At 73.4% G+C, this 19,852-nt stretch carries 17 protein-coding genes; 3 read left to right on the plus strand and 14 right to left on the minus strand.

Features of this window, described 5'->3' with window-relative positions; genetic code table 11:
- Positions 1–145 precede the first annotated feature (145 nt).
- Positions 146–1,180 (minus strand): GlxA family transcriptional regulator, encoded by a 1,035-nt coding sequence (locus ACIRQF_RS03620; RefSeq protein ID WP_404088474.1) that lies wholly within the window; start codon positions 1,178–1,180, stop codon positions 146–148.
- Between the two features lie 129 nt (positions 1,181–1,309).
- Between ACIRQF_RS03620 and ACIRQF_RS03625 the strand changes: the two genes are divergently transcribed.
- Positions 1,310–2,233: an NADP-dependent oxidoreductase gene (locus ACIRQF_RS03625; protein ID WP_404088477.1), complete on the plus strand. Its 924-nt coding sequence runs from the start codon at positions 1,310–1,312 to the stop codon at positions 2,231–2,233.
- A 70-nt stretch (positions 2,234–2,303) separates the two neighbouring features.
- Here the strand turns inward: ACIRQF_RS03625 and ACIRQF_RS03630 are convergent, their stop codons facing one another.
- From ACIRQF_RS03630 to ACIRQF_RS03645, 4 genes are all read right to left on the minus strand, one after another.
- Positions 2,304–3,002, minus strand: a complete 699-nt coding sequence (locus ACIRQF_RS03630; protein ID WP_404088479.1) for a D-Ala-D-Ala carboxypeptidase family metallohydrolase — start codon at positions 3,000–3,002, stop codon at positions 2,304–2,306.
- Between the two features lie 255 nt (positions 3,003–3,257).
- Positions 3,258–3,671, minus strand: a complete 414-nt coding sequence (locus tag ACIRQF_RS03635) for a VOC family protein (protein ID WP_376628363.1) — start codon at positions 3,669–3,671, stop codon at positions 3,258–3,260.
- Between the two features lie 282 nt (positions 3,672–3,953).
- A complete protein-coding gene (locus tag ACIRQF_RS03640; RefSeq protein ID WP_382485879.1) occupies positions 3,954–5,159 on the minus strand; it encodes an aromatic amino acid transaminase in 1,206 nt (401 codons plus the stop codon).
- Positions 5,152–6,027: an EamA family transporter gene (locus ACIRQF_RS03645; protein ID WP_382485877.1), complete on the minus strand. Its 876-nt coding sequence runs from the start codon at positions 6,025–6,027 to the stop codon at positions 5,152–5,154. The genes ACIRQF_RS03640 and ACIRQF_RS03645 overlap by 8 nt, the downstream gene beginning before the upstream one ends.
- Before the next feature lie 323 nt (positions 6,028–6,350).
- On the opposite strand from ACIRQF_RS03645, the gene ACIRQF_RS03650 reads away from it, so the two are divergent.
- Complete coding sequence (locus ACIRQF_RS03650; protein ID WP_404088484.1) at positions 6,351–6,845, plus strand: Lrp/AsnC family transcriptional regulator; 495 nt, start codon at positions 6,351–6,353, stop codon at positions 6,843–6,845.
- Positions 6,846–7,008: 163 nt separating this feature from the next.
- Here the strand turns inward: ACIRQF_RS03650 and ACIRQF_RS03655 are convergent, their stop codons facing one another.
- Both ACIRQF_RS03655 and ACIRQF_RS03660 read right to left on the minus strand, forming a co-directional pair.
- Positions 7,009–8,367, minus strand: coding sequence for a uracil-xanthine permease family protein (locus ACIRQF_RS03655; RefSeq protein ID WP_382485875.1), 1,359 nt, complete (start codon positions 8,365–8,367; stop codon positions 7,009–7,011).
- The gene (locus tag ACIRQF_RS03660; RefSeq protein ID WP_404088488.1) at positions 8,364–9,488 is read right to left on the minus strand and encodes an aryl-sulfate sulfotransferase; all 1,125 of its coding nucleotides are present in this window, start codon (positions 9,486–9,488) and stop codon (positions 8,364–8,366) included. Before ACIRQF_RS03660 ends, ACIRQF_RS03655 begins: the two co-directional genes overlap by 4 nt.
- 189 nt (positions 9,489–9,677) lie before the next feature.
- On the opposite strand from ACIRQF_RS03660, the gene ACIRQF_RS03665 reads away from it, so the two are divergent.
- Complete coding sequence (locus tag ACIRQF_RS03665; protein WP_404088490.1) at positions 9,678–10,232, plus strand: helix-turn-helix domain-containing protein; 555 nt, start codon at positions 9,678–9,680, stop codon at positions 10,230–10,232.
- A 259-nt stretch (positions 10,233–10,491) separates the two neighbouring features.
- Here ACIRQF_RS03665 and ACIRQF_RS03670 read toward each other — a convergent pair whose 3' ends face one another.
- From ACIRQF_RS03670 to ACIRQF_RS03700, 7 genes are all read right to left on the minus strand, one after another.
- Positions 10,492–11,418: an LLM class F420-dependent oxidoreductase gene (locus tag ACIRQF_RS03670; protein ID WP_404088493.1), complete on the minus strand. Its 927-nt coding sequence runs from the start codon at positions 11,416–11,418 to the stop codon at positions 10,492–10,494.
- Between the two features lie 249 nt (positions 11,419–11,667).
- Positions 11,668–12,390, minus strand: coding sequence for an HAD family hydrolase (locus tag ACIRQF_RS03675; RefSeq protein WP_404088496.1), 723 nt, complete (start codon positions 12,388–12,390; stop codon positions 11,668–11,670).
- 208 nt (positions 12,391–12,598) lie between these two features.
- Positions 12,599–14,359, minus strand: coding sequence for a beta-galactosidase (locus ACIRQF_RS03680; protein ID WP_404088499.1), 1,761 nt, complete (start codon positions 14,357–14,359; stop codon positions 12,599–12,601).
- A gap of 43 nt (positions 14,360–14,402) precedes the next feature.
- Positions 14,403–16,325, minus strand: coding sequence for a glycoside hydrolase family 5 protein (locus tag ACIRQF_RS03685; RefSeq protein ID WP_404089508.1), 1,923 nt, complete (start codon positions 16,323–16,325; stop codon positions 14,403–14,405).
- A 216-nt stretch (positions 16,326–16,541) separates the two neighbouring features.
- Complete coding sequence (locus ACIRQF_RS03690; protein WP_382485862.1) at positions 16,542–17,387, minus strand: carbohydrate ABC transporter permease; 846 nt, start codon at positions 17,385–17,387, stop codon at positions 16,542–16,544.
- A gap of 7 nt (positions 17,388–17,394) precedes the next feature.
- A complete protein-coding gene (locus tag ACIRQF_RS03695; protein WP_404088503.1) occupies positions 17,395–18,486 on the minus strand; it encodes a carbohydrate ABC transporter permease in 1,092 nt (363 codons plus the stop codon).
- The gene (locus ACIRQF_RS03700) at positions 18,483–19,766 is read right to left on the minus strand and encodes an ABC transporter substrate-binding protein (protein ID WP_404088506.1); all 1,284 of its coding nucleotides are present in this window, start codon (positions 19,764–19,766) and stop codon (positions 18,483–18,485) included. Before ACIRQF_RS03700 ends, ACIRQF_RS03695 begins: the two co-directional genes overlap by 4 nt.
- Positions 19,767–19,852 lie beyond the last annotated feature (86 nt).

Below are 19,852 nucleotides of genomic sequence, written 5' to 3' on the forward strand. Positions count from 1 at the left end.
CGTCCCTCGCTCGTATCGGGCCGTTCAGGCCCTCTCCGTACCTTCGCCCGGCTCACCGGCGCCCTCGCCCTCCCCTGACCGGCCCGGCTCACCGGCGCCCTCGCCCTCGCCCTGCCATGACCGGCCCGCGAGCCCGCCGCCCGACCTACGCGGGGGCGGAGCTGAAGGCCCGGCGGTACGCGGCGGGCGAGACGCCGAAGGCCGTCTTCATGTGCGCCCGCAGCGAGTTGCCGGAGCCGAGGCCCGCGCGGTGGGCGACCAGGTCGATGGAGAGATCGGTGGTCTCCAGCAACTGCTTGGCCAGTTCCAGCCGTTGCGCGGTGAGCCACTGCCCCGGGGTCATGCCGACCTCGTCGCGGAAGCGGCGGGTGAAGGAGCGCAGGCTCATGCGCGCGTGCTCGGCGAGCTTGTCGAGGGGCAGCGGCTCACCGAGGCGCTCCAGGGCCCACGCCCGGGTGGCGGTGGTGCTGGCGAGGGTGGGCTCGGGCACCGGGCGGTCGATGAACTGGGCCTGCCCTCCGTCGCGCCACGGGGGCACGACGCACATGCGGGCGGCCCGGTTGGCGGCCGCGGCGCCGTGGTCACGCCGGATCATGTGCAGGCAGAGGTCGACGCCGGCGGCCACGCCGGCGGAGGTGAGCACGTCGCCGTCGTCGACGAACAGCACCTCCTCGTCGACCCTGACCTTGGGATAGGCGCGCCGGAACTCCGGGGCGAGGTTCCAGTGCGTGGTGGCGGGCCGCCCGTCGAGCAGCCCGGCGGCGGCCAGCACGTACGAGCCGGAGCAGATGGACACCAGCCGGGCGCCGGGCCGGATCCCGGCGATCGCCGCGCCGACCTCGGGCGGCAGCGGGCCGCCCTCGGCGAGCTCGGGCATGGCGTGCGTGGGCGGGAGGATCACGGTGTCGGCGGCGGCGAGGGCCTCCGGGCCGGCGGCGGGCTGGACGACGAAGCCGGCGTCGCTGAGCACCGGCTCGCCGTCGGCGGTGCACACGACGACCTCGTACAGGGGCCGGCCCTCGGCGTCCTCCACGCTGCCGAAGACCCGGGAGGGGATGCCGAGCTCGAAGGGCGGCACGCCGGGAAGGGCCAGCACGGCGACGCGGTGCCTGCGCCGCGGAGCGTGCGGCCCGCCTCCGGCCCGCTCGCCGCCGGTGCTCGTGTCCCGTGTTTCCTCCATGGCCAGATCCTGTCACATCATGGCCAAACGGCCAACACCACGACGGGGCCGGGTGCCGGATCGTCTTCCGTGTCGCCGCCGGAAGGGATCCGGCGGGACACCGATCGAGACGGAAGAGGCGGAGAGAACATGCGCGCGGTGGTCGTGGAGCAGTGGGGCGGACCCGAGAACCTGGTCGAGCGCGAGGTGGAGCGGCCGGAGCCGGGCCTGAACGAGGTCCTGGTGCGGGTGCACGCGGCCGGCGTGAACCCGGTGGACTGGAAGACCCGCGCCGGCGGGGCCCTCATCGAGTGGGGCGAGCTGCCGGCCGTCGGCTGGGACGTGTCCGGCACGGTCGAGGCCGTGGGTCCGGGCGTCGGGATCTTCCGCCCCGGTGACGAGGTCTTCGGCATGCCGCTGTTCCCGCGGCAGGCGGGGGGCTACGCCGAGTACGTGGTGGCCCCGGCCCGGCACCTCGCCCGCAAGCCGGCCTCCCTGTCGCACGTGGAGGCCGCGGCCCTGCCGCTCGCCGCGCTGACCGCGTGGCAGGCCCTGGTGGACGCGGCGGACGTACGCCCCGGGGAGCGCGTGCTGGTGCACGCGGCGGCCGGCGGCGTCGGTCACTTCGCCGTGCAGATCGCGAAGGCGCGCGGCGCCTACGTCATCGGCACCGCGAGCGCCGCCAAGCACGACCTGGTCCGGGAGCTGGGCGCGGACGAGGTGGTCGACTACCGCGAGGAGCGGTTCGAGGACGTCGTCTCGGACGTCGACGTCGTGCTGGACGGCCTCGGCGGCGAGACGGCCGTGCGCTCCCTGAAGGTGCTCAGGCCCGGTGGCCGGCTGGTCACGCTCCCCGGTCCGGACGACGTGCCGGCCGCGCACGACGGGGTGCGGGCCCTGTGGGTGCTGGTCGAGCCCGACCACCTGGGTCTGCGCGAGATCGCCGCGCTCGTGGACCGGGGCGCGCTGCGTCCGGTGGTCGAGACCGTGGTGCCGCTCGCCGAGGCGGCGAAGGCGCACGAGATCGGCGAGCGGGGCCGGACGACCGGCAAGATCGTCCTGTCGGTCGCCTGATCGCCGCCCGCGTTCCGCACGCCCCGGCCCGTCGGCGACCGACGGGCCGGGGCGCGGTGACCGGGACGGGTCAGATCCCGCAGGCGGACGCCGACCAGAACCGGGCGGCGCGGTGGTCGACGTGGGTGTGGTCGCCGTGTCCGGGGTAGCCGGGCCCGAGGATGCCGTTGAAGCCGTGGTTACGGGCCTGCTGGGCGAGTGTGCACAGCGCGTGCGGTCCGGCCCCGAGGTCGGCCGCGTCGCCGTACAGATGCCGGCTCGACGTGGCCCCGCCGACGGCGTCGTTGCAGGCGTGACTGCGGAATCCGCTGGTCACGGTGATGGACCGGTCCCCCAGCGCGTGGCGCAGGGCCTCGAGCTTCCACATGGTGCGCAGTGCGTTGGCCTTGGCCGTGGCCGCGCTCACGGCGCCGCCCTCCCAGGTGGAGTTGCAGTCGTTGAGCTCGGCGTAGGAGAAGTGCACCGGGGTGCAGTCGTCGTCCTGGAGGGCGTAGATCTTGCTGAAGGTCGCGGGGCCCGCGACGCCGTCGGCGGCGAGTCCGTAGGCGGACTGGAAGCGCTTGACGGCCGCGGCGGTGGCGGGGCCGTACGAGCCGTCGATGTCGAGCACGCCGCCGTAGCCGGGATATCCGGCCACGCGGATCTGCAGGGCGGTCACATCCGCGCCGGACGCGCCCTGGGAGAGGGTGCGCGACCAGGTGTAGCAGCCGTCCGCGTGCGCGGTGCCGGTGGTCGCCACCATCCCGAAGACCACGGATGACAGGAACATGACAATCGAGAGAAGCAGACGTACGGGCCGGGACTGAGCGGTGGATCCGGGCATCGAACCTCCATCACCGGGCGAGCCTTGCGGACCGCGGAGTGGGGCCGCCCCCGAAGACTGGCCGCCCGGGTCGACGCGCGTCAACCACGCGGGAACAGGCGTCATTTGTCGGCCCAATGAAGCTCGCGCCTCGTTCACCCCCGGGGCGCGTCGGCGACGGCGCGCACGGCCACACGGGCCGCCCGCGCGCCGTCGGCCGGCTCAGCCCTGCTCGGTGATGTTGACCATCCAGGTGATGCCGAACTTGTCGACGCACATCCCGAACACGTCGCCCCACATCTGCTTCTCCAGGGGAACGGCGACGGTGCCGCCCTGGGAGAGCTTCTCCCAGTAGCCGCGCAGCTCGTCCCCGTCGTCGCCGCTCAGGCTCACCGAGAAGTTGGTCCCGGGCCTGTGCTCCATGCCGGGCGGTGTGTCCGCGCCCATCAGCGTGTAGCCGCTGGGGGTCTCCAGCATGCCGTGCATGACCTTGTCCTCGTACCCGGGCGGGGCCTCGGAGCCGAACTGGCCGAACGTGCTCACGTTCAGCGTGCCGCCCAGGACGGTCCGGTAGAACTCCAGCGCCTGCCGCGCGTCGCCGGAGAAGCTGATGTACGGGTTGAGACGCGATGCCAAGGGGTGCTCCCTTCGGAATGACGGACCGGTACGGGCGGCAGCCTACGGGCGCCATGACCGGAATCCGGTGTTCTGAGGGGTCCGGTCGCCCGTCTGGTCGTTCGCTCGGTTCCGCGCTGCCGCCCCCTACCGGGGCACGCGGACGGGGCCGGGCCCGCGGACGCGGACGGGGCACCCCCGCCCGGCGGCGCCCCGGGCGTGCGTGCGTCCCGTGCGTCCGTGCGCCCCCTGCATCCGTGCGCCCCGTGCATCCGTGCGTCCGTGTGTCACCACGCCCGCGCGTCAGACGGTCTCCGCGGCGCTCGGCGTCCGCAGGGCGTCGGCGATGCCCTGGGCCAGGAAGGGGATCCGGTGGGCCGGGACGCCCGCGATGTTGATGCGGCCCGCGGTCGTGCCGTAGATGCCGGAGCGGCGGCGCATCCGCAGCATCCCCTCCGGGCCGAGGGGCAGCATCGAGAACATGCCCTTCTGTGCGGCGAGGGCCCGCGCCTGCCGCTCGTGGCCGAGGGCGCCCAGGTGGGCGACGAGGTCCTCCCGGTTGGCGGTGATGCGGTGGCGCATCGCGTCGAGTTCGGCGCGCCAGGCGGCCCGCAGCCGCTCGTCCTCCAGCACGGTGGCGACGACGGCGGCGCCGTGGTCCGGCGGCATCGAGTAGAGGGTGCGCGCGGCGTTCTGCAGGGCCGTCTCGACGTGCCGGAGGGCCCGCGTCGAGGAGCCGACGACGACGGCGCACCCGGTGCGGTCGCTGTAGAGGCCGAAGTTCTTGGAGCAGCTGACGGCGACGAGCACCTCGGGGAGGCGTTCGGCCAGCATTCGGGTGGGGCGCAGGTCGGCGTCGAGGCCGTCGCCGAGGCCGTGGTAGGCGAGGTCGACGAAGGGGACCCAGCCGTTCGTCGCGGCGAGTCCGGCCAGCTCCTCCCAGGTCTCGAAGGAGGGATCCGCTCCGGTCGGGTTGTGGCAGCAGCCCTGCAGCAGGACGACGTCCCCGGCCCCGGCCAGGGCGAGGTCCTCCATCATGCCCGCGGCGTCGGACCGCCCGGTGGGGTCGAGCCAGCGGTACGTGCGGACGGTGAGGCCGGCGCCTTCGAGGATGGGGCGGTGGTTGACGTACGCGGGGTCGCTGATCCACACCGTGGTGCCGGGGCGCGTCTGCCGTACGAGGTCGGCGAGGAGACGCAGGGCGCCGGTGCCCGCCACGGTCTGCACGGCGGTCGCGCGCTCGGTGAGGGTCCCGGTGCCGAGCACCGTGGTGAGCATGGCGCGGTTGAAGGCGGCGTTGCCCGACAGACCGAGGTACTCCTTGGAGCCGGAGCGCTCCGCAAGGCGTATCTCGGCCTCCTTGACCGCCGCCATGACGGGGGTGACCCCGGTGTGGTCGCGGTAGACGCCGAGGACGAGATCGAGACGCTCGGGGCGCGGGTCGGCGGCGTACTCGGCGGTGAGGTCCCACAGCGGGTCGGCGGGCGGGACGGGCAGCAGCTCAAGCATCGGCGGGCGCCTTCGTTCGGGAGCGTCGGTTGGCGAGGGCGACGCCGAGGGTGATGAGGGGGACGCCGATCAGGACGGGCAGGGTCGGCGACTCGTCGAGCAGGGGCACGGCGAGCAGGACGACGGCGACCGGGCTGAGGCTGCCGACGACGGAGCTGCGCTCCGGGCCGAGCCGGCGGATCGCGAAGGCGTACAGCAGCCCGGCGCACAGGCCGACGCCGAGCCCCTGGACGACGAGGAAGAGCGCGATGTCGGAGCCGGCGGCGTGGGCGAGGCCGGTGGGCAGGACTCCGGTGAGGGCGAGGAGGGCGATGACGACGAAGGAGGGCAGGCAGAGGAGTCCGATGGAGCCGACGGGGTCGAGGTCCACCTCCCGCAGGCCCACCGTGTAGAGGGCCCAGAGGCCACTGGCGACGAGCAGCGTTCCGGTGCCGAGCAGGACGTCCGCGTCCAGGGCGGCCGTGTAGCGCCACACCAGGGCCACGACACCGGCCACGATCAGGGCCAGGCCGGCCGCCTGCGTGCCCCGCGGCGCGCTCTTGCCGCCCGCGACCACGAGGGCGGAGACGAAGAGCGGGACCATGCCGGGCACGATCGCCCCGACGAACGCCGCCGAGGTCAGGGAGCCGCCGTACATGGCGGCGAGGAAGAACGGCACCCCGGCACCGCAGATGATCTTGGCGGCGGGGCCGGGCCGGACCGCGGCCAGCCGGCGCCGTCGCCGCCACAGGGCGGGGGCCAGGACCACGAGGGGCACCCCGAACCGCAGCAGCGCGGCATCGGCCGGCAGCAGGGTGGAGGCGCTCAGGGCGCGGGCGCTGAGCGCGAACGCGGCCCAGATGCCCACGGTCAGCACCAGCGCGACCATGCCCACGGTCTGCGGGGAGAGTCTCCGGAGCGGTCCGGCTCCGGGCTTCCCGGGAGCGGAGTCCCCGTCGTGCCCGGTCGTGGGCGGTAGGACGGGGGCCGGTGTCCCCACCGTTAGCGCCCCCACCGATCGTGTTGCGGCCACCGCCCCGTTCCTCCCGCTCGAACCGTCCCGAAGTCGTCGGGGCGGAACCGGTACGCGGTTGTGCCCCCGGGAAGCAACGCTAGGGCTTTCGGCGGGGCAGGCGATTGCCAGTTCTGCCCTCCAGGCATAGCGTGGGGGCAGAATCTGCCAAGAATCGCCGAGAACGACCGGGGTAGCCGATGGACGCCGTGGATTTCCGGATCATCCACGAGCTGCAGGCGGACGGACGTCTGTCGAACCAGGACCTGGCCGACCGGATCAGCCTGTCCCCCTCCCCCTGCCTGCGCCGGGTGCGCCGGCTGGAGGAGCAGGGTCTGATCGGCGGCTACACGGCCACCGTCGACCAGGTCGCCTTCGGCCTGCCGATCACCGTCTTCGTACGGATCCGCCTGGAGCGCCACACGGCCGAGGCGGTCAACGTCTTCGAACAGCACGTCGGGCTCATCGACCACATCCAGGACTGCTATCTGATGGCCGGCAGCAGCGACTACCTGCTCAGGGTCGTCATCGAGAGCCTGGAGGCCTACGAGGTCTTCGTCCGCACCCGGATCCACGCGATCCCGGGCATCGCCTCGATCGAGTCCAGCTTCGCCTTCGGCAGCGTGAAGCAGTCACGGGTCTACCCGCGCCCGGGCGTGGCGCCCCGGTCGCGGGCGGGCGGCGCCGGGAGCTGAGGGCGCCCACCGCGGCCGCGGACCGGGCCCGACTTCCGCGGTTCACCCCACGGCAACCGGGTCACGTCCGTCGCGACACCGGGCATCTGCCCACGGCCCCTACCGTACGATCGCCCTCGTCCTGCCCGCGCGGGCGACCGGGGTGGGCCGGGGTGGGCCGGGGTCACTCCTCCGCGCGTCTCCTGGGACCGAACCGGCCGAGGAGCGCGGTGAGGAGGACCGCCGTCAGGGTGCCGGCGACGACGCCGCTGCCCAGGATCGTGCGGGCCCAGGCGGGGAACCCCGCGTACAGGTCCGGCGTGAGCAGGGGCAGCAATCCCGCGGTGAGCGCGAGGGCGGCGGTCAGGTTCCCCGTCCCCGTGCCGGACAGGTCGGCGCGGCGGAGCATCTCCACGCCCATCACGGCGATGACGGCGTAGACGACGAGCGACGAGCCGCCCACGACGGCCTCGGGCAGACCGGCCAGCGCCCGGGAGACCGGCGTGGCCAGACCGAGGGCGACCAGGAGGGCTCCCGCCCCGGCGGTCACGAAGCGGCTGCGGACTCCGGTGAGCCGGCCGATGCCGATGTTCTCGGCGCTGGTGACCATCAGGGACGTACCGAAGAGACCGCCTGCCAGGGAGACGAGCGCGTCGGCACGGGCGACGCGCGGAACGTCCCGTTCAGGAGCGGGCGTCCGGCCGACGGTCTCGCTGTTGAGCACGGTCTGTCCGGTGATCTCGGCCAGTGTCGTGAGGCTGAACACCAGCAGCGGAAGGGCCGCCACCAGGTCGAACCGGGGTGTCCCGAAGGGCAGCAGGGCGGGGAGGGCGAAGCCGCCGCCCGCCACCGGGGTGAAGGCGCCGAGCCCCGTGGTCACCGCCACGACGGTTCCCGCCGCCATCCCGAGGAGGACGGAGGTCTGGCGCCAGACGCCGCGCAGCAGCACGTACGCCGCGACGGTGGCGGCGACCGTGAGCGCGGCCAGAAGCACCGCGCGCGGCTCTCCGGCACCGTCCGGTCCGGTGACGAGCCGGGCGGCGACCCGGATCATCGCGATCCCGATGAGCAGCACCGTCACGCCCATGACCAGGGGCGGGAAGAACCGGACGACGCGGGCGTAGAGCGGCAGCACGGCGAGCAGCAGCGCCGCCGCGAGGAGGACGGCGCCGGTCGCGGTCGGCGCCCCGTGTTCCTGCGCGATCTGGAGGAACAGCGCGGTCGCGGCGCCGCCGGGGAGCATGACGAACGGCAGGCGACCACCGATCCGCCACACGCCGAGGGACTGCAGCAGGGCGCCCGCGCCGCACAGCAGCAGGACGGCGCTGAGCAGCGAGGCGGTGGCGCCGGGCGGCATCCGCAGGGTGCCGGCGACGAGGAAGACGGTGGAGACCGGGGCGGCGATCATCGCCAGGACGTGCTGGGCCGCCAGCGGGGCGAGCCGGCGCAGCGGCACCCGCGCGTCGACGGCCTCGCCCGAGGGGGCGGGGTCGGTCCCGGCGCCGGGAGTGGTGACGGGCGGGCCGGCGGGGGTGGACGTCATGACGTGGCCTCCAGCCACGGGATGTCGGACGCGGCGTAACGGTAGGACCGGAAGACGGCGTTGGGCTGGGACGGGAAGAGCCCCCGGACCTCGCTCTCCGCGTAGCCGGCGAAGTACGGGACGACGTACTCCCAGCACAGGTAGCCGTCCTCGGTCACTTCGAAGAGGCGCCCGGACGGGGAGTCGGTGACGAGGGTGTTGCCGTTCGGCAGACGCTGCGCGGAGCCCATGAAGGGGGCGAAGAAGAACTCTCGGGCCGGGTCGTGGTACTCCCACACGACGGCGCCGGTGGTCCGGTCGATCTCGACGACCCGGGAGTACGGCACGTCGTTGCCGGGCCGGAAGACGCCGTTGTCGAAGACCAGCAGGCGTCCGTCGTCCAGTTCGGTGGGCGCGTGCTGCTGGCTGACGGTGCCGGGACCGCTGCGCCACAGGATCTCGCCGGTGCGGCGGCTGATGACGACGACGGCCGAGACGCTGCGCAGACTGGCCAGGATGTTGCCGTCCCGCAGCGGAGTCACGCTGTTGATCAGGGGCCAGTGCTCACGGGCGTACGCCTCGTGCAGGGGGAAGGACGCGCGGTCGAGGTGCTCCGCGGCGCGCCAGGACCACAGGAGTTCACCGTCCGGACCGACCTCCCTGATGGTGTCGGCCCAGACGACACCATCCGCGGCCTCGGACCCGGGCACCCCGCCCCGCACGGCCGCGGCCTCGGACCCGGTGAGGGCCTCCAGGGCGGTGTAGAGGATGCGGCCGTCGTCGAGATGGTGGGCGTCGTGGTGCTGGAGGGGGTCGCGGTGTTCCCGGAGCACGGTCCCGTCGGGGGCGGCGTGGAGCATGACGCCACCCCGGTACTTGTGCCACATCGGGAAGAGGGCCCGCTCCCCCGGGAGGACGCCGTTGTAGGCGAGGGTGCCGTCGCCGAGCAGCCGGGCGTGGCGGCCGGGTCGGTACGGCAGGTTCCACCGGTGCGCGGTGCGGCCGTGGAGGTCGACGAGGTAGACCTCGCCGGTGCCGGTGAGCGGCGCGAAGAGGGTGTAGCCGGGGAAGGCGGCGGTCTCGTCGACCGCGATGAGCCCGGTGGGGCGTCGGCGGCGTGAATTCTGGTCGATCGGGGACATATCGGAACTCCTCGCTTCAAACTTTCTTTGATGAGAGCAACCGACTTTGACGGTAGAGGCGTTGTGTGACGAGCGTGTGTCAGGAGTACGAAACCGGCTCGGGGTCGCCGCCGTACGCCGCGTAGGGTGCCGTCAGGCGCCGCCGACCAGGGAGTACGGTGCCGTGGGGCGGGGAGGACGGGACGATCCATGGATGCCGCGAACACACCCCGGGTGGGAGCCGCCGTACGCCGCAGGCGCCGGGCGCTCGACCTGACGCTCGCCGAGGTGGCGGAGCGCAGCGGGCTCTCCTCGCCGTTCCTGAGCCAGATCGAGAACGACCGGGCCCGCCCTAGCATGCGGTCGTTGCAGCGGATCGCGGACGCCCTCGGCACGACGGCGGTCCAGCTGCTCGCGGCCTCGGACGAGACCCGCACGGTCGACGTGGTGCGGTCCGGCGACGACAGCGGCCTCGACCGGAAGGCGCGCGTGCGGCCGGTGGTGCGCGGCCGTCATCAGCTGCACGCGCTGGAGTTCGTGGGCGAGCACGAGGCGGACCGCGAGTTCCGGCACCGCAACGACGAACTGATGTACGTGGCGGACGGCTCCGTGGAGGTGGAGGCCGACGGCCGGGTGCACCGGCTGGGACGCGGGGACACCCTGCTCCTGTCGGGCGGCGTCCGGCACCGCTGGCGCACCACCGAAGCGGGCTCGCGCGTGCTGGTGGTCGCGATCGGCGACCATGTGGAGGTGCTGGGGTCCTGACACCCCGCCAAGGCCGCGGGCACTCGCCGCAGCGCCGGGCGCCACGGCCCCGTGTTTCACGCAGGCCGTCCGGACACCGGCCGCGACCGGACGCCGCGCGCCGGTCAGGGGTGCGGCCGGTGGGGGGTGCGTCCCAGCAACGGCACGTCCGGTCAGGGGTGCGTCCGAGCAACGGCGCGACCGGTCGGGGTTCCGTCCGGTGGGAGTGCGACCGATGGGGTGCGCCCCGTCAACGGCCCGACCGTGGGGGTGCGTCCGGTCAGCCGCCGGACAGTTCGCCGAGCAGCTTCCACGTCCGGCGCCGGTCCTCCTCGCCGCTCAGGTCCGTCGCGGTGAACACCACCTCGGTCGCCCCCGCGTCACGGTAGCGCCGCACCTCGGCGGCGACGGTCTCCTCGTCGCCGAGGACGGCCAGGTCCGCGGCCCGGTCCGCGCCCGACAGGTCGAGGGCGCGCCGGTAGGAGGGAATGCGCTCGTAGAGTTCCAGCGCCTCGGCGGCCCGCCGCCGCACCCCCTCGGCGTCGGACGTGACCGCGCCGGGCACCAGGGCCACGATCCGCGGCTCCGGGCGGCCCGCCGACTCCGCGGCGGCGGTCACGGCCGGGACGATGTGCTCCGCGAGCGCCCGCGGTCCGGCCAGGAACGGCAGGATGCCGTCGGCGAGTTCGCCGCTGACCCGCAGGGCCTGCGGCCCCATGGCGGCGACCAGCACCGGCACCGGTGGCTGCGCCCCCGGGACGGCCGCCGGGTACGGCGTCGTGGCCGTCAGCAGCTCGCCGTGGAAATCGGCCTCGCCCGTCTCCAGGAGGGGCCGCAGAGCCATGAGGAACTCCCGGAGCAGACCGATCGGCCGCCGGTAAGGGAGGCCGAACGCGGTCTCGGTGAGATGCGGGGTGCCGAGGGCGAGCCCGAGGTGGTAGCGGCCGCCCGTGGCGGCCTGGGCCGTCTGGGCCTGGCTGGAGACGAGCAGCGGATGGCGGCCGAAGACGGGGATCGCCGAGGTCCCGACGTGCAGGTCCGGCACCTCGCGCCCGACGATCGCGGCCAGCGACGGCGAGTCGTACGCGAAGGACTGACCGAACCACGCGGAGTGCAGACCCGCGTCCCGCGCCTCGCGGGCGAGCCGTACGGTGGTGTCGACGGGGAGCTGCCGGGAGGTCGAGCTGAGCGTTACTCCGAGAGTCATGTACGCCGCAACAGGGCTCCCCGGTACCGGCATTCCTCTCCCGTGTGAACAACACGTGTCACGGACGGCCCTTGTTCAGCAGCTCGTTGATCACGGCGCCGTCCGCCGGCAGGACCCGGCGTCTCCCAGAGGGCCCTGCGGACACGATCACGCGCTCCGCCCCGCTGCCCTCCCCCCGGCAGGGTTCCGCCGCGCACCGCGCGCCCGTCACTCCGGACGGATCCGGATGCCTGGGCCGACGCGCACGGCCTACCCCTCTCCCCCGGCCCGCTCGTCGCTCACCCGCCCGGCGCGCGGCCGGTCCGGGCCGGCCGACCTCTCTGCCGCCAGACCCCGGAGGAGGGCGACGTCCACGTCCAGCAGACTCCCGACCACCGTCCGGCGTGGTGCCGGCCGGACGGCGGTGAGCGAGGGGACGGCCAGGACCGCGCACCGCGCGGCCTCCGCCGAGGCGATGCCCGCCGGGCTGTCCTCGACGGCCACGCAGGCGGCCGGGGCGACGCCCAGGGCGGCCAGGGCCGCCTCGTAGGGGTCGGGGAAGGGCTTGGTGCGGAGGGTCTCACCGGCGGCGACCGTGGCCGTGAAGCGGTGGCCGCCGAGGACGGACAGGACGATGTCCACCACGGGGCGGGGCGAGGCCGAGACCAGGGCGGTGGGCACGCCCGCCGAGGCGAGCGCGCGGAGCAGGGCCTCGGCTCCCGGAAGGGGCGTCACCGCACCGCGGACGAGGTGCGTGAAACGGTTCTCCAGGGAGGCACCCGTCGCGGCCGGCCCGGCGCGGCCGCCCGTGCGCGCGACCAGGTGGGCGGCCGTGTCCTCGATGGCCCGGCCGACGACGTGCGGGAGGTCCGCGTCCGTCAGGTCGAGGCAGAGTGCACGCGCCTCCTCCTCGACCGCCCGGAGCCAGAGGCGCTCCGTGTCGACGAGTGTCCCGTCCATGTCGAAGAGGACGGCCTGGAGTGCGTCGGGCATGGGGGCTCCCTGGGGGTCGGTCGACCACGCCCGTCCCATCGCCCGTGCGGGGCGACGGAGTTAAGGCCGGCCGGGTGGTGGCTGGGCTGCGGGACGGGCGGGCGGACGGGGCGGGCGGACGGGCCGGGCGGGCGGGCGGGCGAATGGAATGGGCGGAACGGGCGGGCGGGGCGGGCGATCGGAGGGGCGGTCCTCGGTCGGCCGTCGGTCATTCCTCGGTGGGGCCGAGGGAGGGCGTGGCGCGGAGGTGGACCTCGGCGGTGGCGGCCGCGTGGAGTTCGAGGACCGTGATCGTGTTGGTGCCGGGGAGGAGGACGGGCCCGGGGACGTACAGGGCGGTCTGGGGGCCACGGGACCAGTAGCGGCCCAGCGGGAAGCCGTTGATCCAGGCCAGGCCCTTGGTCCAGCCGTCGAGGTGGAGGAAGGTGTCGGCGGGCTCGTCGACGGGGAAGGTGCCGCTGTGGAACGCCGGTCCCACCGGCGGCCGCGCCGGTTCCGCGGCGGGGTGGAGGACGAGCGGGTCCAGGCTGTCGAGCGGCAGGGCGCGGCTCCGCCAGGCGGCCGGTGGCTGCCCGTTGACCGTGGTGCGGCCCAGCAGTCCCTTGCGGTCGTACAGCCCGGGTCCGTAGTTCACCCGGCCCTGGTTCTCCACGAGGACGGTCAGCCGGGCGCCCGGGCGCGGGACGGTGAAGGCGAGGGCGTGCTCGTGGTTCTCGCGTTCCAGGACGCCGACGGGCCGGCCGTCGACGAACACCTGGGCGCGGTCGTGGACCCGCTCGGCGTGCAGGAGGGCCGGGCCGGGCGTCGGCAGGTCGGTGTCGTAGAGGACGAAGCCGAAGGGCCGGCCGAGTTCCTCCAGGGTCAGCGGGCGGTCGGCCGCTGTCACCGGGGTTGCGAGCGCGTCGGCCTGGTCGAGGAGGCCGGCCGTGTGGGTGAGGGGCACGGGGCCGTAAGCCGCCTTGGGTGCGGCGGCGGGCAGGGGCTCGCCCGGGACGGGCGCGTGGCGGGCGATGACCTCGCGGAACGCGGTGTACTTGGGGGTGGGGTCGCCGGCCTCGTCGAGGAGGGCGTCGTAGTCGTAGGAGGTGACGGTGGGGCGGTAGGTGCCCTTGTCGTTGGCTCCGTTGGTGAGGCCGAAGTTGGTGCCGCCGTGGAACATGTAGATGTTGACGGAGGCCCCGGCGGCGAGCAGGCGGTCCAGGTCGGCCGCCGCGTCGGCGGCGTCGCGGGTGGTGTGGATGCCGCCCCAGCGGTCGAACCAGCCGATCCAGAACTCCGAGCACATCAGCGGACCGGTCGGCTGGACCGTGCGCAGCGCGTCGAGGCCCGCCGCGACGCGGCTGCCGAGGTTCACGGTGCGCAGCACGCCGTCCAGGCCGCCGCGGGCGAGGTCGGCGGGCTGGTCGCAGGTGAAGAGGGGGACGCCCACGCCGTGGGCGCGCAGCAGACCGGCGAGGTCGGCGAGGTAGCCGGCGTCGTCGCCGTGGGCCCCGTACTCGTTCTCCAGCTGGACCGCGAGGACCGGCCCGCCGGCGTCGCCCAGGTACGGCTTCAGCGGCGGAAGGAGGGCGGCGAGATAGCCGTCGACGGCGGCCAGGAAGCGCGGGTCGCTGCTGCGCAGTTCGATGCCCTCCTCGGTGAGCAGCCACGAGGGCAGGCCGCCGCCCTCCCATTCGGCGCAGATGTACGGGCCGGGCCGCAGGAGGACGTGCAGGCCCTCGGCCGCGGCGAGTTCCAGGAAGCGGGGCAGGTCGAGACCTCCGTCCAGCCGGAAGACACCGGGCCGGGGGGCGTGGAGGTTCCAGGGGACGTAGGTCTCGACCGTGTTGAGTCCCAGCAGCCGCGCCTTGCGGAGCCGATCGGCCCAGTGTCCGGGGTGGACGCGGAAGTAGTGCAGTCCGCCCGAGATGATGCGGAACGGGTGGTCGTCGAGGCGGAATCCGTCCTCGGCGATCTCCAGTCGGGGCATGCCGGGGTGCTCCTAGGGTGCGTGCGGGTGCGGGTGGCGGGGGTCAGACGAGGGAGCGGCAGAGCACGGCGTCCGGGACGCCGTAGTGCAGCCACTTCCAGGTGTAGGCGACGCCGGCGAGGTACTCGTGGTCGGCGCACTGGCCCTTGTAGTAGCCGGGGGCCCAGTCGCTGGCGTTCGAGCCGCCGGTGGCGGGCCGGTTGTCGCCGTGGTCGAACCAGAGGACGCGGCCGGTGGTGGGCAGGGCGGTCGCCGCCGGGGCGCAGAGGAGGGCGGACATGGCGTTGCCGTTGACGCTGTAGCCGACGGCGAAGGTCCGGTCCGGGCACTGGAGCTTGTTGTAGCCACCGGCCCAGTCGCCGCCGGTGACGTACCGCTCGTCGGTGACCACGGTCCAGGCGCCGGCGCCCTTCGCGGGCTGTCCGGCGTCGGTGCAGAGGCCGCGGCTGTCGCTGCGGCCGAGGCCGACCAGGCGCTGGGTGTCGGGGCAGTTGCCCTTGCGGTTGCCGGGCGACCAGTCCGGCTTCGCCAGCATGGCGGCGGAGACGTTGTAGTCGGCGTGGTCGAGGTTGAGCATGTTCCAGCGCGGTGTCGGGGCGACCTGTCCGCTCCTGCCCGGGGCGTTGACGAGCTTGTACCAGTCGGTGGCGCGCCAGTCGCCGGCGTCCATGACGCCGAGCCGGGTGCCGTCGGCGGCGTAGTTGACCATGGCCCAGTTGTCCTGCGGCGTGCCGTTGGCGTCGGTCCAGCCGACGAGCGGCCAGATCGCGAAGTCGGTGTCGTTCCTGACCATGATGTCGGTGAAGTTGCCGAACCAGGCGCGTTCCGGGGTGTCGGCGTCCCCGCGGCCGGCGGCGCCGAACTCGCTGATCCACACGGGCGCGGTGAAATGCTGTCCGGACCGCGTGACGAACAGGGCCTGGTCGTCGACGACCCGGGCGAGCTGTTCGGGGGTGAACTCCTCGTAGCGCGGGTCGTGGGTCTCGCCCGTGCCGGTGGCGCCGGTGTGGTTCGGGCCGGTGTAGCCGTAGAAGTGCGCCGAGTAGACGAGCTTGTCGGAGCGGACGAGGGTGTTGGAGAGGGTGGCGACCGGAGTGAGCGTCGGTCGGCCGTGGCTGGTCAGGTCGGTCGGGATGCCCTGCCAGTTGATGCCCTCCATGATGACCAGCATGTCGGGATCGGTCTGCAGGATCCTGTTGCCGGCCTCTTCCAGCGCCTTGTTGAGGTCGTGGTCGTTGCCCCAGCCCCAGTTGGGGTCGTTCCAGGTGTCGCGGCGGACCTCGTTGCGCAGGTCGGATCCGACGACCCGCTTGTCGGCCTGGTAGCGCTTGACGAGGAAGACCCAGTCGTCGATCCACGCCTGCGTCGACTGCCCGCTGTTCCAGCGCTCGTTGCCGTCCAGCCCGCAGCAGAAGCGGTAGCTGGTGGTGTGGTTGTTGAGGATGACGGCGAAGCCGTCCGCGGTCAGGGCCCCGACGACGGCGTCGAACACCTGCAGCGGGGTCCTGCCCCTGAGCTGCGGGTTGGCGGCGACGGCGGAGTCCGGGACGATGCTCGTGTCGTGGACCAGCGCGTTGGCGAACGGCAGCCGGATGCTGTTGAGGCCCATGGCGTGGAAGTCGGCCAGGATCCGGTCGATCGGCTTGCGGTCCAGGCCGAGCGGGAGGTTGTGCGAGTTCTGGCGCGCCTGGTGGTTGGCCACGTCGCCGGTGTCGCCGCTGCCCTGCCAGGTGCCCTGGGCGCCGGCCCAGTTACCGGACTTGAGCTTGAAGCGGTTGCCGTCGGCGTCGACGACGTACCGGCCCCGGGTGGAGAGCGGGGCGGTCCAGGAGGCCGCGAGCTGCGCGCCGGTGAGGACCTGGGGCGGCGGCGCCGGGTCGGCCGCGGTCGCGGTGGGGGTGAGACTGCCGATGAGGAGCGCGGACGACGCGGCGAGGGCCGCTGCCGCGCGTCGGAGCACGGTCATACGAGGTGTCACGGGGGCTCCTTGCGGATGAGGGAACGGGTACCTGCCGTGCGGTGGGACGTGGTGTGGTGCGGTGGGACGTGGTGTGGTGCGGTGCGGGTGGGACGTCGGGCGGGTGCGGGTGGGCCGTGGTGCGATGCGGCGGGACGTCGGGCGGTGCGGCGGGACGTGGTGTGGTGCGGTGCGGGTGGGACGTCGGGCGGGTGCGGTACGGGGTCAGCCCTTGAGGCCGCTGGTGGCGATGCCCTCGACGATGTAGCGCTGGGCGACGAGGAACATGACGACCAGGGGCGTGACGGTGACGACGGCGCCGGCGAAGAGGCCCGGCAGGTTGATGGTCTGCGAGGTGAGGAAGGTGGACAACGCGATCTGCGCGGTCCAGGCGGACGGGTCCTGGCCGATGACCAGCGGCCACAGGAAGGAGTTCCAACTGTCGATGAAGGACAGCGCGCCGAGCGAGGCCAGCATCGCTCCGGAGCTCGGCAGGGCGATCCGGCGGTAGAGGCCGAGCCAGCCGAGGCCGTCGAGCCGTGCGGCGTCCTCGATCTCGCTCGGGAACTGCAGGTAGAAGTTGCGGAAGAGCAGGACCGCGAACGGGTTGAAGAGGCCGGGCACGATGATGCCCCACAGCGTGTTGACGCCGCCCATCGAGCCGACCACGACGAAGGTCGGTACGAACGTGACCGAGCCGGGGATCATCAGCGTGGCCACGATCAGGGCGAGCAGCACCCCGCGCCCGGGCACCGGGATCCTGGCCAGGGCGTAGCCGGCAGCCGAGGCCAGGAGCGTGGAGACGGGCGCGGTGACGGCTGCGATCAACAGCGAGTTGCCGAGGGCCTGCCCCATGGCGACGGCCGGGTCGTCGAAGAGCGCGGAGAAGTTCTCGAAGTGCGGGGTCGACGGCCACCACGTCCACTCCGGCGCCGTCAGGCTCCGGGCGTCCATGAGGGAGTTGCGCAACATCAGGTAGAAGGGCGTCAGGAAGGCCGTGGTCAGGAGGCCGACGAGCAGGCCGCGGAGGAGGAGCCGCGCGGCTCGGGTGAGTCCGGGCAGGGTGATCATGCGCTTCTCATTCTCCGCTCCTGCCGAATCCGGTGAACCGTCCCTGGAGCAGGGTCACTCCGACGACGAGGGCGGTGAGCACGAAGGCTCCGGCGGAGCCGAGGCCGTAGTTCTGGCTGCCCATGGCGGTGTTGTAGAGGTGGACCAGTGGGGTCTGGACGGGTGCGGTGCCGGTGCCGGAGAGGCCGCTGTTGAACAGGTTGTAGAACTCGTCGAAGGCCTGGAAGGCGGCGATGAACAGCAGCATCAGGACGGCGACGGAGGTGTTGCGCAGCATGGGCAGCGTGATCCCGGTGAGCAGGCGCCGGCCCGTGGCGCCGTCGAGGGCGGCGGCCTCGTACAGCTCCTTCGGGACGGCCTGGAGTCCGGCCAGGAAGAGCACCATGTAGAAGCCGACCTGGAGCCACAGGCGCAGGGTGACCAGGACGACCCAGTAGAGCGGCGGCGAGGTGGACTGCAGCCAGGCCACCGGCTCCGCGCCGAACCAGCCGCCGATCATGTTGGCGAGGCCCGCCGGCAGGCCGTTGAACAGGCACATCTTCCACAGCAGGGAGGCCGCGACGTACGAGACGGCCGCCGGGACGAGGAAGGTGGTGCGGAGCAGGGCCCGGCCGCGCCGGATCCGGTGCACGAGCAGCGCGAGCCCGAGGGAGGCGGCGAAGGTGACCGGCACGATGAAGACGGTGAAGAGCAGGATCTGGAGCAGCGAGTCCCGGAAGGCCTGGTCGGACAGGAGGGTGCGGTAGTTGTCGAGTCCGACCCAGTGACCGAGGGCGATGGTGCCGCGCGCGTCGCTGAGGCTGAGCAGGAAGCTCCAGCCGATCGCGACGTACTTGAAGATGCCGAGTCCGATCACGATCGGCGCGGTGAGCACGACGAACGCGATGCGGCCGGACCGCCCCACCCGGTGCCCGCCGGCACGGGCCCGGTCGGCGCGGGCCCGGTCGGCGGGGGTCGTACGGGCCGCGCGGGTCGTACGGGCCGCGCGGGCGGCGCCCCGCGGGATGTCCGCGGGGCGCCCTGCGTGTTCGGCACGCCCGCCGCGCCCGGGCGTAGGCGTGGGGTCGGTCGCCGGCCTCGCCGGGTTCGTCGGGCTCATCGGCCGAGCTGCTTGTCGATCTCGCTCTGCGCCTTCTTCACCGCGTCGGCGAGGAGGGCGGCCGGGTCGCCCTGTCCGCCGGCGATCTTCGCGGCGGCCGCGCTGAAGGCGCTGCTCACGGCGGTGTCCCAGGTGCCCGGGTTGTGCTTGCCGTACTTCGCCGCCAGTGCCGTGGTCTCCTTGGCGGGGCCGGCGGAGAGCTTCCGGGCGGTGGCCGCCACGGAGGTGCGCGGCGGGACGTGGAATCCGTAGCCCTCGGCGAAGTCCTTCTGCAGGTCGGACTGCTGCACCCAGAGCCACTGCACGAACTTCTTCGCCGCCGCCACGTTCCGCCCCTTGGCGTTGACGCAACTGGTCCAGCCGCCGACCCGGACGGCGGAGGTGCCGCCGGCCCGGTAGGCGGGCCACGGCAGGACGCCGAAGTCGTCACCGAGCGCGGTGGAGACGGCGGGCATGGCCCACAGGCCGCACCACTGCATGGGGACGACGCCCTGGGTGAAGGCGGCGGGGTCCCACCAGTCGGTGGTGAATCCGAGCAGCAGCGACTTGTCGTCGTGCAGACGCTTCAGGCCGGTCAGTGCCTCGAGCGCCCGCGGGGACCCGAAGGCCACCTTGCCGTCGGGGGTGACGAGGTCGCCGCCGTTGGACCAGACGGCGAGGATGGGGCTGTCGCCGATGCCGTCGTTGCCGACGAACAGGCCCTTGCTCTTGCCGGTGGAGAGGGCCTTCGCCGCGGCGACGAGCCCGTCGTAGCTCGTCGGCGGGGTGATGCCGGCCTTCGCCAGGGCGCTCTTGCGGTAGTAGAGCATCATGACGTCGTCGATCATCTTGACGCCGTGGAGCTTGCCGTCGACGGTGACCGAGTCGAGGGCGGTGGCGTTGAAGTCGCTCCTGGCCGCGCCGTACACGTCGTCGAGCGCGGCGATCTGGCCGCGGCGGGCGAGGCTCTCGCTGAAGTCGCCGATCTCGAAGACGTCGGGGGCCGCGTCGGTGAGCAGGGTCGCGTTGAGCTTGCCGGCGTAGTCGCCGGGGACCCAGGTCACCTTCACGGCTATGTCGGGGTTGGCCTTGGTGAAGGCGGTGGCGTAGCGGAGCACGGCCTGCTGGGTGCCGGCCTCGCCGTAGGCGTGGTACCAGACGTTGAGGGTGGTCCCGGCGCCGGAGGAGGAGCCGCCGGTGGGGTCGGTGCTGCAGGCGGTCGTGAGGACCGTTCCTGCGGCGACGAGCAGCGATCCGGTGAGGAATCCGCGTCGGCTAAGCTCGGATCTGCGTGCGCTCATGTCGCATGTCCTTCTGTGAGGGTGTGTGCGGGGCGGATGTGCTCCCTGGTCGGCGCCTTCGTCAGTGCTTGCCGGCGGAGGAGGGC

The sequence above is a fragment of the Streptomyces sp. NPDC101191 genome, assembly GCF_044767915.1.
GTDB lineage: Bacteria > Actinomycetota > Actinomycetes > Streptomycetales > Streptomycetaceae > Streptomyces.

Coding starts and splice junctions, on each gene's coding strand:
- ACIRQF_RS03620 (WP_404088474.1), bottom strand. CDS start 1,180: ATGGAGGAAACACGGGACACGAGCACCGGCGGCGAGCGGGCCGGAGGC.
- ACIRQF_RS03625 (WP_404088477.1), top strand. CDS start 1,310: ATGCGCGCGGTGGTCGTGGAGCAGTGGGGCGGACCCGAGAACCTGGTC.
- ACIRQF_RS03630 (WP_404088479.1), bottom strand. CDS start 3,002: ATGTTCCTGTCATCCGTGGTCTTCGGGATGGTGGCGACCACCGGCACC.
- ACIRQF_RS03640 (WP_382485879.1), bottom strand. CDS start 5,159: ATGCTTGAGCTGCTGCCCGTCCCGCCCGCCGACCCGCTGTGGGACCTC.
- ACIRQF_RS03645 (WP_382485877.1), bottom strand. CDS start 6,027: ATGGTCGCGCTGGTGCTGACCGTGGGCATCTGGGCCGCGTTCGCGCTC.
- ACIRQF_RS03650 (WP_404088484.1), top strand. CDS start 6,351: ATGGACGCCGTGGATTTCCGGATCATCCACGAGCTGCAGGCGGACGGA.
- ACIRQF_RS03655 (WP_382485875.1), bottom strand. CDS start 8,367: ATGACGTCCACCCCCGCCGGCCCGCCCGTCACCACTCCCGGCGCCGGG.
- ACIRQF_RS03660 (WP_404088488.1), bottom strand. CDS start 9,488: ATGTCCCCGATCGACCAGAATTCACGCCGCCGACGCCCCACCGGGCTC.
- ACIRQF_RS03665 (WP_404088490.1), top strand. CDS start 9,678: ATGGATGCCGCGAACACACCCCGGGTGGGAGCCGCCGTACGCCGCAGG.
- ACIRQF_RS03670 (WP_404088493.1), bottom strand. CDS start 11,418: ATGACTCTCGGAGTAACGCTCAGCTCGACCTCCCGGCAGCTCCCCGTC.
- ACIRQF_RS03675 (WP_404088496.1), bottom strand. CDS start 12,390: ATGCCCGACGCACTCCAGGCCGTCCTCTTCGACATGGACGGGACACTC.
- ACIRQF_RS03680 (WP_404088499.1), bottom strand. CDS start 14,359: ATGCCCCGACTGGAGATCGCCGAGGACGGATTCCGCCTCGACGACCAC.
- ACIRQF_RS03685 (WP_404089508.1), bottom strand. CDS start 16,325: ATGACCGTGCTCCGACGCGCGGCAGCGGCCCTCGCCGCGTCGTCCGCG.
- ACIRQF_RS03690 (WP_382485862.1), bottom strand. CDS start 17,387: ATGATCACCCTGCCCGGACTCACCCGAGCCGCGCGGCTCCTCCTCCGC.
- ACIRQF_RS03695 (WP_404088503.1), bottom strand. CDS start 18,486: ATGAGCCCGACGAACCCGGCGAGGCCGGCGACCGACCCCACGCCTACG.
- ACIRQF_RS03700 (WP_404088506.1), bottom strand. CDS start 19,766: ATGAGCGCACGCAGATCCGAGCTTAGCCGACGCGGATTCCTCACCGGA.